The organism is Streptomyces globosus, assembly GCF_003325375.1.
Lineage (GTDB): Bacteria > Actinomycetota > Actinomycetes > Streptomycetales > Streptomycetaceae > Streptomyces > Streptomyces globosus_A.
In genome coordinates this window covers 166,530-182,654 of sequence record NZ_CP030864.1, presented here as the reverse complement: position 1 = coordinate 182,654, position 16,125 = coordinate 166,530, and the positions used below count along the sequence as shown (strand labels likewise).

The window sequence follows — 16,125 nt, the reverse complement described above, 5'->3', positions numbered from 1 at the left end:
GCCCCTTGTTCGTCCACGCCGCGGGCGGCGCCGAAACCGATATGCGGCAGTGCGCTGCGGGCCGCCGCCGCCCGGTGGGTCTGTTCATCTTCCTTGTCCATCGTAGGCGTGCCCGCCCCGGGGAGGCTGCACACGTCCGGCCGGTCACCTGGAACCTGCCCTGTTCGCCTCACGGGGCGGCTGTTCCTCGTCGGTGAGGAGGGCCAGACCTGGATAGAACTTCTGGCCGTTCGAGCGGAGCATCTCGCTCGGTGACGCGACGCCGACCTCGGCCCGGATGCGTGTGGCGAACGCGCGGGTCGTGGCGGGGCGCAGTCCCTCGCCGTCGAGGCACCATGCACTGTACGCCCGGTAGAGGGCTCCCTGCTCCACCTTCAGATCACGGGGTTCTGCCAGGTCCGCCCCGGTGGTGCAGCATTCGGCGAGGAACCGCCCGATGTGGTCCTCGGTCGTCGCGTAGGCCTGGGTGGCGGTGCGGACGACGCTGGGGCCGGTCAGGGCCGGTTTCGTCGCGAGGTAGGCCTTCGCTCCCTGGATCATCCAGTTGAGGATGCCGGGGCCCTCCTCCGTCACCAGGATGTCCGCCAGGTTGTCGATCTTCCGGTGGTCGGGCACGACCCGCTCGAAGGGGATGAGCCGGATGCGCCGCCAGAACGCGTGTCCGCCGGTGCCGACCTCGGGGCGGTGGTTGCCGAGCAGCCACAGCTTGTGCGTGGGCTCGAAGCTGAAGAAGTCCTGTCGCATCCGGCGGGCCTTGAGCCGGTCGCCGCCGGTGAGGAGCTTGACCCGGGCTTCGTCGAACTTGTCGTGCGGCTTGAGCTCGCTGCAGACGAACAGGCGGCGGCCGTGCAGTTCCGTCAACTCGGTGGAGTGCTCGTTGAACTTGCCGCGCTCCATCAGGAAGCCCGGCGGGGCGACGTCCGCGTAGTCACCGAGGATCTTGATGACGACGTCGAGGAGCGCGGACTTGCCGTTCGCGCCGACGCCGTAGAGGAAGGGCAGAACCTGGCCGCCGACGTCGCCGGTGACGGAGTAGCCGAGCAGCAGGTGCAAGAAGTTGATCATCTCCTTGCCCTTGTCGTCGTCCCCGAACGTCTGGTGGAGGAAGTCGTGGAACCGGGGCGTCGGCATGGCCTCGGGCGCCAGGTAGGTGGCGCGGGAGTGCAGGTCGCGGGTGGGGTCCGGCTTGCGCAGGTCGCCGGTGCGCAGGTCCACGACGCCGGCGGGGGTGCACAGCGCGTACTTGTCGCCGTCCAGGGTGTCGGGGTCGAGGGCGAGTTCGGGGGAGGCCTTGGCCTGGGTGAGCATGGCCTTCACGCCGGAGGTGGACATGGCGCGCTTGCGGTGCTGGGCCAGCTCGCGGTCGGTGAAGACGCCCCGCGGGTCGTGGGTGGGCAGTTCCTCGGCCATCTCGCCGGCGGCCCAGATGGCGGCCTTCTCCCCGCCGGTCCGCTTCCACCGGTACTCGTCCCACACGTACCAGCCCAGTCCCTCCACGTGCCGGAACCGGTGGTGGTGGAGGTGGGCGAAGAGCTTGGCGTTGCCGCGGTCGGTGAGGTTGCGCAGCAGACCGCCCGCGATGAAGTCGTTGACGGGGCCCGGCGCCTGGGCGCCGCCCTGCTGGGCGGGCAGGCGGCGGCCGGTCGCGGCTGCCGCGGCCGGTGCGGCCGGTCCGGGGTCCGGAGTGAACGCAGCGAGCTGTTCCGCCGCGGCCTGGGCGTTGAACCCGGTGCTTTCGGCGCTGCTCATGGGCATTCCTTGGGGTGGATGGGTCGGTCGCTTCCGGCGCGCAGCCCTGCTTCGACGATGAGGCGGTTCCGGCGCTGCTGGTGTGGTCGTGCGTGGTCGGCGGCTTCGAGGAGCAGGAGGCGGCCCTCTCCGTGGTCGAGGTGGCCCGCGGCGGCGAGCCCTCCGGCGGTGAACGCGGCCCGGTTGAGCTTCTCGCTGAAGGCCGTGCCGGCGGGGGCTGTGCCGCAGGCGCGTACGTCGTCGAGGAGCGGGCCGAGGAGGCGTCGGCCGGCCCTGGCGCGGGGCGCGGGCCGTGCGGGGCTCCGCGGGGCCGCCAGGGGGCCTCCGGAAGCCTCTGAGGGAGCCTCAGGCGCGGCCGGGGCCTCGTCCGGGGCATGTCCGGTGCGGACGAGCTCGGCCGTCAGCCACAGCGGCAGCGCCGCGGGCACACGGGCGCCGGGCAGCGCCTCGTACAGTCCGGCGGTCGTACGGGTGGTAGGGGCGACGATGTACCCGCCCCCTGCGCGGACGTCGACCTGCCAGGCGAGGGCCGCCCGCGAGCCGGAGCCGCTGGAGCTGCGGAAGGCGGGGCCGTCCTGGGGCACCCGGTACCAGATGTGCATCCCGCCGGAGGGCGTGCGGACGCGCAGCGTCGAGGCGTCCTCGCAGGGGTGGGGCCGGGAGCGGTACGCGGCCAGCAGCGCCAGGGTGTGGTAGCCGTTCCGCAGGCCGGTGAGGTCGACCCGGTCGTCGACGGGGATGCCGGGCAGCAGCTTGCGGCGGTCGGGAAGGGGCGCGGCGTGGGCGTCCACGTCGATGACGACGAGCCGGGCAGGGCCGCAGGAGACCCCGATGCCGAACGCCGGCTCGGCGCGCCACCAGCGCTGCAGGGTGCGGAGGTCGGTGGTGGCGGCGTGGAAGCCATGGCACCAGCGGCCCTCGGAGTGGCAGGGGCAGCCGGCGGGGGAGTGGCGGGCGCCGCGGCAGTCGGGGCAGTTGGCTGCGGGCGTCTTGGCCCCCGGGGCCAGCGGGTGGACGGGGTAGCCTCGTCGGGCCAGCCAGGTGGCCACGTCCAGTGCCGACCCGCCGCTCACCGCATGTGGCAGGCTCTCGGAATAGACGGGCACTGGCTCTTCCTTGACGCGGTGTCGGCGACGGTCGTTCCCATCCCTGGACTGCTCCCCGAGATGTGCGCCGGCCTGCGCCTCAGGGACCAGAGGGACTCAAGATTCACTATGCCGGAGGTTACCCCAGAGTCCGCGCAGGCCCGGGATGTAGCGGCCGCACTATCCGGAATTCAGTCCCTTCAGTCCCTCAGACCCTGACTTTCTCACCTGGTTCGTCCTGAATGGCCCCTTCTGGAGCCGGGTGTACGTCCGGGCGTGTCGCGGCCGCCTCGTGGATCGCCCCTGGACTCCTCCTGGAGCCGCACTCGACCGTCCCTCCCTCGGAGGAGGTCTCCGTCGGCAGGGACCGAACGCCGGTGGTCCGCGGGACCGACTGCTGGACCGAACCCGGCCCGCGGCGTTCGGTCCCTCTCGGCCTCAGGCGCGCGATCCGTCTCCGAGGTGTCCGTCAGAGGGGTCGAGGTACTGAAGGGGCTGGACCCTCGTTCAGTCCCTCCGTGTTTGGTCCCTTTGTAAAAGTGCAGGTCAGAGCCTTGAGAGGGACGGGACAGGGACTGAAGGGACTCGGAATCACTACTTCCACTCTTTATGTGCGTGCGTGTATGCGCGGGCGTAAGTATGACTGCATGTCTCTGGGTAGCTCATAACTAGCGATTTCAGTCCCTTCGGTCCCTGGAAAACGAGAGGGAGGCCGCTGACCTGCAGGTTTGTGCAGTGACTGAAGGGACAGGGACCGAAGCGTGCTCACCGGCGTTCAGTCCCCCCGGTTCGGGGGAGGGAGTACAGGGGGAGGGGCCCTCCGGAACCCCGCCGCAGGCTTCAGTCCCTGCCGCCGACCGGCAGGCACGCAACGGGGAGCAGAGCGGGCCGGCTGCGGCCGCAGGGGAGTGGTGCCCAGCGGGAAGGGGCCGGGGCTCCGAGCATGGCCCCTCCCCGGCCCAGCCCCGGCCGACACCGCCGCGCGGTCCGTACTGATTCCGTCCCCCGGCCCAGCCGTGGCCCCAACCGGCCCCCGTACCAACGCCACTGGGAACCGCCCTCAGAGCGCTCCCAGGGACTGCCCAGGCGCCTGGGAGGACACGGAAGACACGGCAGGGCCCCTCAGGGATCCTCAGGGCCGCTCAGAGCCCTCCAGGGGCACGAGGCGCCTCAAAGGGGCAGCCACCCGCAACGCCGAGCGCCCGGCAGGCTGCCAGAGCCGCCCGAAGCCGCCCCGGGCAGTCTGAGGCAGGCCCCGAGCGCGCCACCGCTCCCGGCCGTGCCCAGAGCCCCGCAGCGGGGCCTACAGCTCGAACTCGACGTGTTCCAGGTCGGTGTACTCCACCAGCAGGCCCTGCGCGCGCCGCCCCTGGTCCTTGAAGTAGATCTCCTGCAGCCCCTCCGCGGCGATCTGCCGGAGCTGCTGCTCGGTGGCACCGGCCTCCTGCGCGTCGAAGAGGCGGCCGGCGAACTCCGGCGGCAGGGCCACCGTGAGGTGGCGCAGCCGGGCGTCGTCGGTGGTGCCGGGCGCGGCGGTGTAGCCGAACCGCGCCCGCGTGTCGATCATGATGCCGCCGGTGGTGGCCGCGGCCTTCCGGGCCCGCGCCCGGACCTGCGGCTGCCACCGCCTGAGCACCTCGCGCTCCAGGCGGGCGGCGAGTTCGGGCCGGGGCCGCTTCAGCTGGTCGCGCACGTACCGCTCGACGGTGCGCCGGCTGATGCCGAGGAGCCGCGCCACCTCCCCGGTGCGGCCCTTGTACTGCCGCACCAGGTAGCGCATCTGCGCGCCCGCGCTCTTCGGGACGGGACGGGTGAACGCCGCCTGCAGGGCCCCTTCCAGGCCTTCCCCGACCGTGTCCATCGGGCGCTCCCTACTCTCCGTCGTCCTGGGCGGTGATCCGGCCGTCCTTGATGTAGCGGGCCAGGTTCAGGCAGTCCCCGTGCTCCTCGCGCACGCCTTCGGCCCACAGCACCGTCTGGGTGCCCTCGTGCTTGACCATGCCGGGGGAGACCCCGAGCTGGAAGCCGCCCTTGAGGGGCTTGCCGTCCTCGTAGGGGAGGAAGTCCAGCGGGCTCGGCCCGTCGGAAGCGTACACAGCGCAGTCCGACAGGACGGCGACCGGGAAGCGGCCCGTCGCGGCGGCGAGGTTGCGCATCTTGCGGTGCATGTTGACGCGGGTGCGGGAGATGACCGCCGCCCGGATGTCGGGGCGCCACGTCGGGCGCTGCAGCGCGGGCCAGGGCTGGCCGGGCCGCCAGCCGCCGCCCCGGGGGCGTTCGCGGAGCTTGCCGATGCCGCCCTTGACGGTCGCCTTGATCGCGGTCAGGACCAGCGCCAGCTCCGGGTCGGCCTCCCGGTGCCGGGCCATCGCGTCGAGGAACGCCTGAGGCTCCATGCCGGTGGTGACGCCGAGGTCGGCCATCGTGGCGACGTACGCGTCCCGCAGCCGCCCGTACCAGGCGTCGAGGTAGCGGCCGGTCTCGGCGCGCAGGTAGCCCTCCAGCGGCTGCACGGACCAGCCGAGCTCCACCGCGTACGCGACCGTCGGCGTCGCGTACCAGGCGGGCCCCTCCGGCCGGGCACCGGTCGGGGTGAACGGCGACGGCAGGCGCGGGTCGAGCTCGACGTGCGAGAGGTCGACGAGCCAGCAGCCGGGCACCCTCGCGTCGAAGGCGGGACGGGAGACCCGGGTCGGCGCGCCGAGCCCGACGACGGCACCGTTCGCACCCGCGGCGAACGCCATGTTCACGTCGATGCCCACCACGTACGGCTTCAGGCACTCCTCGTCGGTGAGGGGCCGCGCCCAGTCGTACGCCTCCTCCAGCAGCATCTCGGCGGGGCCGCGCTGGTGGAAGCGGGGGAGGTGCGCCAGCAGCGGGTGCCCGTCGGGTGCCTCGGGCGGCGCGCAGTCGACGGGCTGCGTGCCGAGCGAGCCGGGGTTGTGCTCGCTGTGGCGGCGCCCGGAGGCGTCCGGCTCGCCGGCCCGGGTCGGCGGGTGCAGGGCGGTCATCAGCTCCAGGCCGTTGACCGCGGTCGAGCCGCGCGGGGTGATGACCCGGGTCGCGTACGTGCCCAGCAGCCGGGCCAGTTCGGCCGGCGGCAGCTCCGCGGCCCCGCCCCACGAACGGGCGTCGAGCGCGTCCCAGCCGAGGACGCACAGCTGCACGCAGGAGCGCCGGCCGCCCTGCGCGGGCCGGTAGATCCGGGCCCAGGGGCCGAGGCCGCGCCGGGTGAGCTGCCAGTCCGCCTTGGTGAGCTGCCTGACCGCCTTGTGGTCGTCCGGGAGCCGCCCGGCGAGCCGCTCCTGCGGCGAGAGGCGCGCGGGCAGCCCGTAGCGCTCGGCGGCCGCGTCGGTCAGCACGAGCACCGGGTCGGAGTCCCGGCCGTTGCGGTGGAGGCGCGGCGCGCCGAGCATCGCCTCGCCGAGCGCCCACTCGACCAGGGCCGGCAGGGACGCGGCGGGCACGTCCAGGACGATGCCGCCGACGCCGTACGCGACGACCTGCCGGTCCGCGTCCGCGTCGAGGACGACGAGCGGGCCGTGGGAGAACCGCGCCTCGCCGGCCACGGGGGCGGGCCGCCGCCGCTCCGGGCCGCCGGTCGTGCGAACGGCGGGCCGGGGCACGGACCGGCCATCGGGAGCGGGGGAGGGGACGGAGGCTGCGGCAGGGGCAGCAGCCGGGACTGAGGCGCCGTCAGGCCCTGCGGCCCGGGCTCCGCCGGCCGGCGGAGCGGTCGGTTCGGCCGCAGCCCCGCCGGCAGGCTCCGCCTCCTCCCGGGCTCCGGCTCCGGCCGCGGCGTCGGCGGCTGCCGCCTCCTGCCCGGGCGGCGGGAAGCGCTCGGCGAGGCCCTCCAGGAGCCTGGCGTACGCCGCGCGCTTCGGGGGGCGGGGGTCCGTACGCCCGGCCTCCCACCCGCTGACCGTCTCGCGCCGCGTCTTGAGGGCGGCCGCGATCTGGTCCTGGCTCAGCCCCGCGGCCTCGCGCAGGCGCCGGCGCTCGGCGGGATGCGGCAGGGGGTCCTGCGCGACCTGCTCCAGCAGCGCGTCGACCGCGCTGAACAGCTCGTTCTCAGTGGACACAGCGGTCACCTCCGCCCCACAGCCTAGCCGGAACGCTTCTGGATCCCACACCCAACGCCACGCGGATCGCACATCACTGCAAGATCCGCCGGCCGGATACCGTTCACGGCAGCACGGCAGCACGGCACGGAGGACACGATGGCGCGCAGGACCAGCAGGGGCCGCCGACTGGTGGCCGGCGACCGGACGTTCACCTGGTCGGTACGCCACTCCCACACACGCCGCGAGGACGGACGCTGCGACTGCCGCGAGTCTTTGACGCTTGTCCACGGCCGCGACCGGCGCGCCGTGCTCAGGATCGTCTTCCGGAACGGCCCCGGCCGCTGGGTACCCGACGGTCTGGCCCCCTCCGGCTCGGTGGGCACGTCCCGGGAGGAGTGGCTCAACCTCCACGAGCCGGGCGCGGTCCGCGCCCTCCTCGACGCAGCCCTCGCCGCGGGCTGGGACCCCGCCGCCCCGACGGTGACGGAAGTGGACGGCTGGACGCTCCTCCCCGCCGCCGCGGCCGCCCGCGGCCTCCCACCGAGCCGTCACCTCCCACCCGCATCCCAGCAGGTCAGCGCCCGGGACGTCCCGTAACCGCCTCATTTCCCCGCAGGCTGTGGCGCGCCCCGCACCCCGCCCCGCAGTCTCGATGGCGAGCCGGCCGAACCGGTCGGCCCACCTGCACATCAGAGGGGGAAACAGCATGCGCGTCACCAAGAAGTTCGCCGCGGTCGCCGGCGGCCTCGCGCTCACCGGCGGTCTGCTCGTCGGCGGGGCGGGAGCCGCGAGCGCCGAGCCGCAGGCGGCGTCGGACTGCCCGTCGGGCTACTTCTGCGTGTGGTCGGGCTCCAACTACACCGGCCGTCGGCAGCAGGTCGCGGGCACCAGCAAGGACCTCACCAACTACACGGTCTTCCAGAGCTTCAAGTCCTGGTACAACCGCGGCTCCTCCTGCGACTTCAAGTGGTTCTCGGAGAAGAACCACAGCGGGTCGAGCGGCACCGTCCCGCGCGGCTTCAAGAAGTCCGACAACGCCACGCACTACATCAAGTCGAACACCTGGGTGAACTGCCGCTGACCCGGCGGCGGCCCGCCCGGGCCGCAGGGCGGCGTCCCATCGGGGCGCCGCCTTCCGGCGTCACCGCGGCGGCGGGTGCGCGGCGAGCCAGTGCCGGGCGATCTGCTCGCGCGTGGCGACCCACGCCCCGCCGAGCTGCGCCACATGCCGCAGGAACAAGTCGAGCGCCCGGATCCGCCCGGGCCGGCCGATGATCCGGCCGTGCATGCCGACGCTCATCATGCGCGGCCGGTCGGCCCCCTCGGCGTGCAGCACGTCGAACGTGTCGACGAGGTAGGCGAGCATGTCGTCGGCGGTGGTGAAGCCGTGCACGATCAGGAACTTGAAGTCGTTCGCGTCCAGGCTGTACGGCAGCACCAGGTGCGGCCGGCCCGCCGCCTCGACGTAGTACGGCAGGTCGTCCGCGTAGTCGTCGGAGTCGTAGAGGAAGCCGCCCTCCTCGGCGACGAGGCGCCGCGTGGCCGGACTGGTCCGGCCCGTGTACCAGCCGACGGGCCGCCGGCCGGTGAGCCGCTCGACCGTGCGGACCGTGTCCGCGATGTCGGCCCGCTCGGCGTCCTCCGGCACGTCCCGGTAGTCGATCCACCGCCGGCCGTGGCCCGCCACCTCCCAGCCGGCGGCGCCCATCGCCCGCCCCGCTTCCGGGTTGCGCTCCAGCGCCTGCCCGACCGCGTGCACGGTCACCGGCACCCGGTGCGCCGCCAGGGTGCGGTGCACGCGCCAGAATCCGGCGCGCGCCCCGTACGCGAACATCGACTCGGAGTTCAGGTCGCGCCCGCCGACGACGGGCGGAGCGCCCACCACCTCGTGCAGGTAGCCCTCCGAGGCGGCGTCGCCCTCCAGGACGTTGCTCTCGCCGCCCTCCTCGTAGTTGAGGACGAGGCTGACGGCGACCCGGGCGCCGCCGGGCCAGGCGGCGTGCGGCGGCTCGGCGCCGTAGCCGGCGAGGTCGCGCAGTGGCTCGGACACGCACCGCACCCTATCCGCCGCCCGCCCCCGCTCCCCTGAACCCGCCGGGCGCCGCGCCGACGCCCGGCGCGGCGCGGTCGGGACCGCCGTCAGTGGAGGATTCGCGACACGAACGCCTCCAGTCCCTGGACGACCCGGGCGATCCGCTCGTCCAGGTCGAGCGTCTCGTCCATCTGGCCCATGGGAGCCGCGATCTTCTTCCGGGCGTACGCGGAACAGGCGAGGTTCCGGCAGGCGTACAGCCCCACCGAGTTCCCCAGCCGGCCTTCCCTGCCGCCCTTGAGGGCGGAGAAGAGGGCCGTCCCGCCGACCGGGTGCGAGGTGTAGCACAGCCCGCAGATGGACTTCCTGCGGAAGTCCGCGGTCCGGCGGGTGGCCCGCAGCTCCACGCCGACCGGCCCGTCCGGCCGCTGCGCCACCAGGTAGGCGCGGCTGAGGTCGCGGCCGTCCGTCCACGCGTAGAAGTCGCGGTCCTCCCAGTCCACCCCGTCCAGGACCGGCACGCTCAGGGCCCGGGAGCGGCTCTTCGACATGTTCACGAAGGCGCGGCGGATCTCGTCCTGCGCGAGGGGCTTCACCGGTTCCCCCCGGCGGACGGCGCGGCGGTACGGGCCGTGCGGGCGCGGCGGACGACACGGGGGCCGTCGGCGGCGGCGCCCTCCACCGGGGCGGCGGCGCCCGCTTCGACCGCCCGCGCCAACCCGGCGACGGTCGGCTCCCGGAAGAACTGCTGGATCGGCAGTGCCACCCCGAACCGCGACCGGATCGCGTTCACGGCCCGCACCACCAGCAGCGAGTGGCCGCCGAGGGCGAAGAAGCTCTCGTCCCGGCCGACCCGCCCGGCGCCGAGCAGCTCCTCCCAGATCCCGGCCACCGCCCGCTCCGTGTCCGACTGCGGAGCCGCGCGGGGCCGTTCCGCCGCCCGGAGGTCCGGGGTCGGCAGCGCCTTCCGGTCCAGCTTGCCGTTCGGCGTCATCGGCAGTGCGTCCAGCACACAGAACGCGGCCGGCACCATGTGCCCGGGCAGGGCGGCCGCCGCGTGCGCGCGCAGCAGCTCCTCGGCCCCGGCCGCCGGCGAGCCCGCCGCGGGGACGGCGTACGCGACGAGCGAGAGCCCCGCGGACGGCAGGTCGACCGCCAGGACGCGGGCCTGCTCGACCGCCGGATGCGCGGAGAGCACCGCCTCGATCTCGCCGAGCTCGATGCGGAACCCGCGGATCTTCACCTGGTCGTCGGTGCGGCCGAGGAAGTCCAGCGTGCCGTCCCGCTGCCAGCGCACCAGGTCCCCGGTGCGGTACATGCGGGCCCCCGGCTCCCCGTACGGGCAGGCCACGAAGCGCTCCGCGGTCAGCGCGGCGCGCCGCAGGTAGCCGCGGGCCAGGCCGGCGCCCGCCAGGTACAGCTCGCCGGCTACCCCCGCGGGGACGGGGTTCAGGTCCCCGTCGAGGACGTACGCGCGGATGTTCTGCATCGGGCGGCCGATGGGCGGGTTCCGGTCGTAGCTGCCCGTGCAGTCCATGACGGTGACGGCCACGGTGCTCTCGGTCGGGCCGTAGCTGTTGATGAACCGGCGGCCGTCGGCGGCCCAGGCGGCGACCAGGCCGGCCGGGCAGGCCTCGCCGCCGACCGACACGATCCGCAGGCAGGACAGCCGGTCGGGGTCGAGCAGCGGCAGCAGGGCCGGGGGCAGGTCGGCGACCGTGACGCCGGCCTCCCGGATGAACTCCGTCAGCAGCTCCGGGTCCCGGCGCTGGTCGGCGTCGGCGACCGCCAGGGTGGCTCCGGCCAGCAGCGGGCAGAAGATCTCCAGCACGGACACGTCGAAGGTCGGCGTCGCGAAGTGCAGGACGGTGTCGGCGGCGGTCAGCTCGTAGTAGTCGTTGGTGGTCTCCAGGAAGTTGACCACCGAGCGGTGCTCCACGACCACGCCCTTGGGGCGGCCCGTCGAACCCGAGGTGTAGATGACGTAGGCCGGGTGGCGGGGGGCCAGGGGCCGCACCCGGTCCGCGTCCACCGGGTTCGCGGAGTGCTCCGCGTCTCCCGGATCCGCCCCCTCCAGCAGGGCGGACACGTCCTCGGCGGTGAGGACGACCGCCGGAGCGGCGTCCTCCAGCACGGCGGCGGTCCGCGCCCGCGGGTGCGTGGGGTCCACCGGCAGGTAGGCCGCGCCGGCCTTCAGCACGCCGAGCATGGCCGCGACCATCTCCGCCGACCGCGGCAGCACCAGCGCCACCAGGTCCTCCGGCCCGGCGCCCCGCGCGATCAGCCGGCGGGCGATCCGGTTGGCCCGCGCGTTCAGCTCCGCGTAGGTCAGCACCAGCGGTCCGGTGCGCAGCGCCACGGCCTCCGGCGAGGCTGCGGCCCGCTCCTCGAACCGGCGGACGACCGTGTCCGGTTCGGCCGGGTGCCCGCTGCCGCTCCAGCCGGTGAGCAGGAGCTCCCGCTCCTGGGGCCCGAGCAGGCCGACGGCCGCCGTCCGCTGGTCCAGGTCCTCGCCGAAGGCGTCCAGCATGCGCACCAGCCGGTCCGCGAAGGACTGCGCGGTGTCCCGGTCGAAGAGGTCCTCGGCGTACTCGACGTAGCAGTCCATGCCGGCGGGCGCGCCGTCCCCGGCGCGGCTCTCGGTCAGGTCGAAGTGCAGGTCGAACTGGGCGGCGTCGGTCTCGACGGGCAGCGCGGAGGCGGCCGCCCCCGGCAGGTCCGGCAGGTCCTCGGTGGTGTTGTGCAGGGCCAGCATCACCTGGAACAGCGGGTGCCGGGCCATCGAGCGGGCCGGGTTGAGGACCTCCACGAGCCGCTCGAAGGGCACGTCCTGGTTCTCGTACGCGGCGAGGTCGGCGGTGCGGACCCGGTGCAGCAGCTCGCGCGCGGTGGGGTCGCCGGAGGTGTCCGTGCGCAGGGCCAGCGTGTTGACGAAGAAGCCCACGAGGTCGTCGAGGGCCTCGTCGGTGCGGCCCGCGATCGGGGTGCCGATCACGATGTCGGTGCTGCCGCCCAGCCGGGTGAGCAGCGCCGCCAGCGCGGCCTGGACGACCATGAACAGGCTGGAGTCGGTCTGCTCGGCGACCTCCAGCAGCCGCCGGTGCAGCGGTGCCGGCACCCGGAACGGCGCCGTCCCGCCGCGGTGGGAGGAGACGGGCGGGCGCGGCCGGTCGACCGGCAGGGCGGTCTCCTCCGCGACCCCGTCCAGAACCCGGCGCCAGTGGGCGAGCTGCCGGGAGACGGTGCTGTCCGGGTCGTCCTCGTCGCCGAGCAGCTCCCGCTGCCACAGGGCGTAGTCCGCGTACTGCACCGGCAGTTCCGGCCCGGTGTACGCGGTGCCGTCGAGCCGGGCCGCGTACGCGGCCGACAGGTCGCGCCACAGCGGCCCCATCGACCAGCCGTCGCCGGCGATGTGGTGGACGACGAGGACGAAGACGTACGCGTGGGGGCCGGTCTCGAACAGGTGGGCCCGGACCGGCAGGTCGGCGGTGACGTCGAAGCCCTCGGCGGCCGCGCGGGCCACGGCGGCGGCCGCGTCCGCCTCGGCGACCTGCCCGGTGCGCAGGACCGGCCTGGCGTCCGCCGCGTCCAGCACCCGCTGCCGCGGGCCCTGCGGGGAGTCGGGGTACACCGTCCGCAGGATCTCGTGCCGGGCGGTGAGGTCGCCGAGGGCGGCCTCCAGGGCGGGCACGTCCAGTGCGCCCGTCAGGCGGATCGCGGAGGGCATGTTGTACGCGGCCCGCCGGCCCTGGAGCCGGTTGAGGAACCACAGCCGGCGCTGCCCGGAGGACAGCGGGACGGTCTCGGGGCGGGCGGCCCGGACCAGAGGCCTGCGCACGGCGTCCCCGCCCGCGCCGGCCAGCGCCTCGGCGACGGCCGCCACGGTCGGCGTCTCGAAGACGGTCCGGATGGGCAGTTCGGCGCCGAGCTCGGAGCGGATCCGGCTGATCAGCCGGGTGGCCAGCAGGGAGTGGCCGCCGAAGGCGAAGAAGTTGTCGTCGATGCTGTCCCAGGGCCGGTCCAGCACCTCCCCGAACAGGCCGCACAGCGCCCGCTCCAGAGCGGTCCGCGGCGGCCGGCCGGTCAGTGCGGCGTCGAGCGCCGGGGCCGGCAGGGCCCTGCGGTCCAGCTTGCCGTTCGGGGACAGCGGGAAGGCGTCCACGGGCACGAACGCGGTCGGCACCATCGCCTTCAGCAGGAACTCCTCCGCGTGCCGGCGCAGCTCCTCCGCATCCCAGCCGTGCCCGGCGGCGGGCACGACGTACGCGGCGAGGTACTTGCCGCCGGGCCGGTCGTCCCGGGCCACGACCGTGGCCTGGGCGACCGAGGGGTGCCGGGACAGCACCGACTCGATCTCGCCCGGCTCGATCCGGATGCCCCGGATCTTCACCTGGTGGTCGGCGCGCCCCAGGAACTCCAGCTCGCCGCCGGGCAGGCGGCGGGCGAGGTCCCCGGACCGGTAGACGCGGGCGCCGGGCGGGCCGTACGGGTCGGCGACGAACCGCTCGGCGGTGAGTCCGGGCCGGTCCGCGTAGCCGCGCGCGACGCCCTCGCCGCCGATGTAGATCTCGCCGGCGACGCCCGCGGGCACCGGGCGCAGCCGCTCGTCCAGCAGGTAGACGCGGGTGTTGGCGATGGGGCCGCCGATGGGGGCGGCATCCGGCCAGCCGGCGCTGTCGCCGGCCAGCGAGTACACGGTCGCCCCGTGGGCCTCGGCCGGGCCGTACAGGTTGTGCAGCCGGTGCGCGGGGTCCGCGTGGCGGGCGCGGGTCCGACCGGTCAGGGTGAGCGCCTCGCCGGCCTGCTGGACGTCGGTCAGGCAGGGCAGGGCGAGGCCCAGCTCGTCCGCCGCCTCGTACACGGCGTCGATGACCGGCGCGGGTGCGTACAGCTCGTTCACGCGGTGGCGGTCGAGCCAGCGGGCGAGCTGTTCGGCGCTGCGCCGGGTGTCCTCTGTGGGCACGACGAGGGTCTTGCCCGAGACGAGGCTGGCGAGGATCTCCTGCACCGACACGTCGAAGCCGACGGACGTGAACTGGGCGGTGCGGGCGCCCTTCATGCCCTGCATGGTGTCCCGCTGCCACAGCACCAGGTTCCGCGGGCCCGCGGCGGGCATCAGCACGCCCTTGGGACGGCCGGTCGAGCCCGAGGTGTAGATGACGTAGGCCGTGTGCAGGTCGTGCAGGGGTGCGGTGCGGTCGGCGTCGGCGGGGTTCTCCGCGGAGTGCGCGGCGATCTCGGCGGCCGTCGCGGCGTCGTCCAGCAGGAGGGTCGTGAGGCCGTCCGGGACCAGGTCCGCGGTCCGCGAGTGCGCCAGGACCAGCGCGGGAGCGGCGTCCTCCAGCAGGTAGGTGATGCGGTCCCGCGGGTAGTCCGGGTCGACGGGCACGTAGGCGGCGCCGCTCTTGAACACCGCGAGCAGCCCCACGACCATGTCCGGCGAGCGGGGCACCAGCAGGGCCACCGACCGCTCCGGTCCGGCGCCGCGGGCGATCAGGGAGCGGGCCAGCCGGTTGGCGCGGGCGTTGAACTCCGCGTACGTCAGCGTCTCGTCCTCGAAGAGGACGGCCGGGGCGTCGGGCGTCCGCCCGACCTGGGCCTCGACCAGCTCGGGCAGTGTGTACGGGGAGACGGGCGCCCCGGTGGCGTTCCAGCCGGCCAGCTCCTGCGCGCGCTCCGCCGGCGAGAGCAGGTCGACGTCGTCCACCCGGGTGTCCGGCGCGGTCAGCACGGCCCGCAGCACGGCCAGGTAGTGGCCGGCCATCCGCTCGATGCGGTCCGCGTCGTAGAGGTCCCTGCTGTAGACGAAGCGGCAGACCGTGCCGTCCGCCTTCGCCTCGAAGTGCACTTCGAGGTCGAACCGGGTGACGTCCTCCTCCACCTCCAGGACGCGGGTGGCCAGGCCGGGGGCGGCGGGCTCCTCGGCGAGGTCGAGGTAGTTGCACAGCACCTGGAAGAGGGGGTTCAGACCCGGGTCGCGGTCCGGGGCGAGCTCCTCCACCACGCGGGCGAACGGCGCCTCCTGGTCGGCGTGCGCGGCGAGCACCGTGTCCCGGGTGGCGCGCAGCACGTCGCCGAGGGAGGTGTCGCCGGACACCCGGCAGCGCAGGGCGACGGTGTTCACGAAGAAGCCCATGACGCCCTCGAACTCGGGGCGGGTCCGGTTGGCGACCGGGGCGCCGACGATGAGGTCCTCCTCCCGCGTGTACCGGTGCATCAGCGCGTTGAACGCGGCGAGGAGCACGGCGAACGGGGACAGCCCCTCGCGCCGGCACAGCTCGCGCAGCCGCTGCTCCAGCTCCGCGGGCAGCGCGGCCAGGACGGTGCCGCCCGCGAAGGTGGGCCGGGCCGGGCGGGGCCGGTCGGCGGGGAGGCGGGGGGTCGGCAGCTCGCCCGCGAGGCGTTCGAGCCAGTGGTCGAGCTGGCGGCGCAGGTCGCCGTCGGCGAGCGAGTCGCGCTCCCAGGCCGCGTAGTCGGCGTAGTGGAGCGGCAGGGCGGGCAGGGCGGCCGGGGTGCCGGAGACGTGGCCCTCGTACAGCTGCCAGAGTTCGCGGGCGAAGACGCCCTCGGACCAGCCGTCGGTGACCGTGTGGTGGAAGTTGATGAAGAGGTAGTGCCGGGTGGCGGCCGTGCGGTAGACGGCCGCCCGGATCAGCGGGCCCTGCGTGAGCGAGAACGGGATGCGGGCCGCCGCGCCGATCGCCCGCAGGACCTCCTCCTCCGCCGCCTGCTCTGTCGGGGCGCCCACCTCGGTGCAGGGGACGTCGAGGGGGAGCCGGGCGGCGATGCGCTGGACGAGCTCGCCGTCCTCCTCGGCGAAGGAGGAGCGCAGCACCTCGTGCCGGTCGACGAGGTCCTGGAGCGCGGCGCGCAGCGCGGGGACGCGGAGGGCGCCGTCGATGCGGACGGCGAACGGGACGCTGTACGCGGCGCTGCTGCCGTGCAGCCGGTCGAGGAACCACAGCCGCTGCTGGGCGCTGGAGGCCGGGAGCAGGCCGTCGCGGGGGGCCGGGCGGACGGTGTCGGGGGCGAAGAGCTCCTTCGTGTTGCCGAGCAGCATGCCGAGCAGCTCGGCCTGCAGGGCCTGGGCGGTGGCGCCCGCGGCGGTGGCGTCCGCACTGGTGTGCGCGCCGGTGTGCGTGCCGGTGTGCGTGCCGGTGTCCGGGGTGTCCCGGACGAGGTCGTGGGGAGTCAT

Annotated in this window: 9 protein-coding genes; 2 read left to right on the top strand and 7 right to left on the bottom strand. The window is 74.5% G+C overall.

Annotated features, from left to right (window positions below; all coding sequences use genetic code 11):
- Positions 1-144 precede the first annotated feature (144 nt).
- The 4 genes from C0216_RS31735 to tap form a co-directional block, all read right to left on the bottom strand.
- Positions 145-1,749: a DNA primase family protein gene (locus C0216_RS31735; RefSeq protein ID WP_174250576.1), complete on the bottom strand. Its 1,605-nt coding sequence runs from the start codon at positions 1,747-1,749 to the stop codon at positions 145-147.
- The gene (locus C0216_RS31730) at positions 1,746-2,855 is read right to left on the bottom strand and encodes a bifunctional DNA primase/polymerase (protein ID WP_246043053.1); all 1,110 of its coding nucleotides are present in this window, start codon (positions 2,853-2,855) and stop codon (positions 1,746-1,748) included. Before C0216_RS31730 ends, C0216_RS31735 begins: the two co-directional genes overlap by 4 nt.
- A gap of 1,282 nt (positions 2,856-4,137) precedes the next feature.
- Entirely contained in the window at positions 4,138-4,695 is a 558-nt protein-coding gene (gene tpg, locus C0216_RS31725) for a telomere-protecting terminal protein Tpg (RefSeq protein ID WP_114059228.1), read from the bottom strand.
- A gap of 10 nt (positions 4,696-4,705) precedes the next feature.
- Entirely contained in the window at positions 4,706-6,916 is a 2,211-nt protein-coding gene (gene tap, locus C0216_RS31720; RefSeq protein WP_114059227.1) for a telomere-associated protein Tap, read from the bottom strand.
- Positions 6,917-7,054: 138 nt separating this feature from the next.
- Between tap and C0216_RS31715 the strand changes: the two genes are divergently transcribed.
- Together C0216_RS31715 and C0216_RS31710 are read left to right on the top strand one after the other, a co-directional pair.
- Positions 7,055-7,495 (top strand): hypothetical protein, encoded by a 441-nt coding sequence (locus C0216_RS31715; RefSeq protein WP_246043052.1) that lies wholly within the window; start codon positions 7,055-7,057, stop codon positions 7,493-7,495.
- A 109-nt stretch (positions 7,496-7,604) separates the two neighbouring features.
- Entirely contained in the window at positions 7,605-7,979 is a 375-nt protein-coding gene (locus C0216_RS31710) for a peptidase inhibitor family I36 protein (protein WP_114059226.1), read from the top strand.
- A 60-nt stretch (positions 7,980-8,039) separates the two neighbouring features.
- On the opposite strand, the gene puuE is transcribed toward C0216_RS31710, so the two are convergent.
- The 3 genes from puuE to C0216_RS31695 form a co-directional block, all read right to left on the bottom strand.
- Positions 8,040-8,948: an allantoinase PuuE gene (puuE, locus tag C0216_RS31705; RefSeq protein ID WP_114059225.1), complete on the bottom strand. Its 909-nt coding sequence runs from the start codon at positions 8,946-8,948 to the stop codon at positions 8,040-8,042.
- Between the two features lie 89 nt (positions 8,949-9,037).
- A complete protein-coding gene (locus C0216_RS31700; RefSeq protein WP_114059224.1) occupies positions 9,038-9,526 on the bottom strand; it encodes an FBP domain-containing protein in 489 nt (162 codons plus the stop codon).
- On the bottom strand, positions 9,523-16,125 hold the full coding sequence (locus C0216_RS31695; protein ID WP_114059223.1) for a non-ribosomal peptide synthetase: 6,603 nt from the start codon (positions 16,123-16,125) through the stop codon (positions 9,523-9,525). Before C0216_RS31695 ends, C0216_RS31700 begins: the two co-directional genes overlap by 4 nt.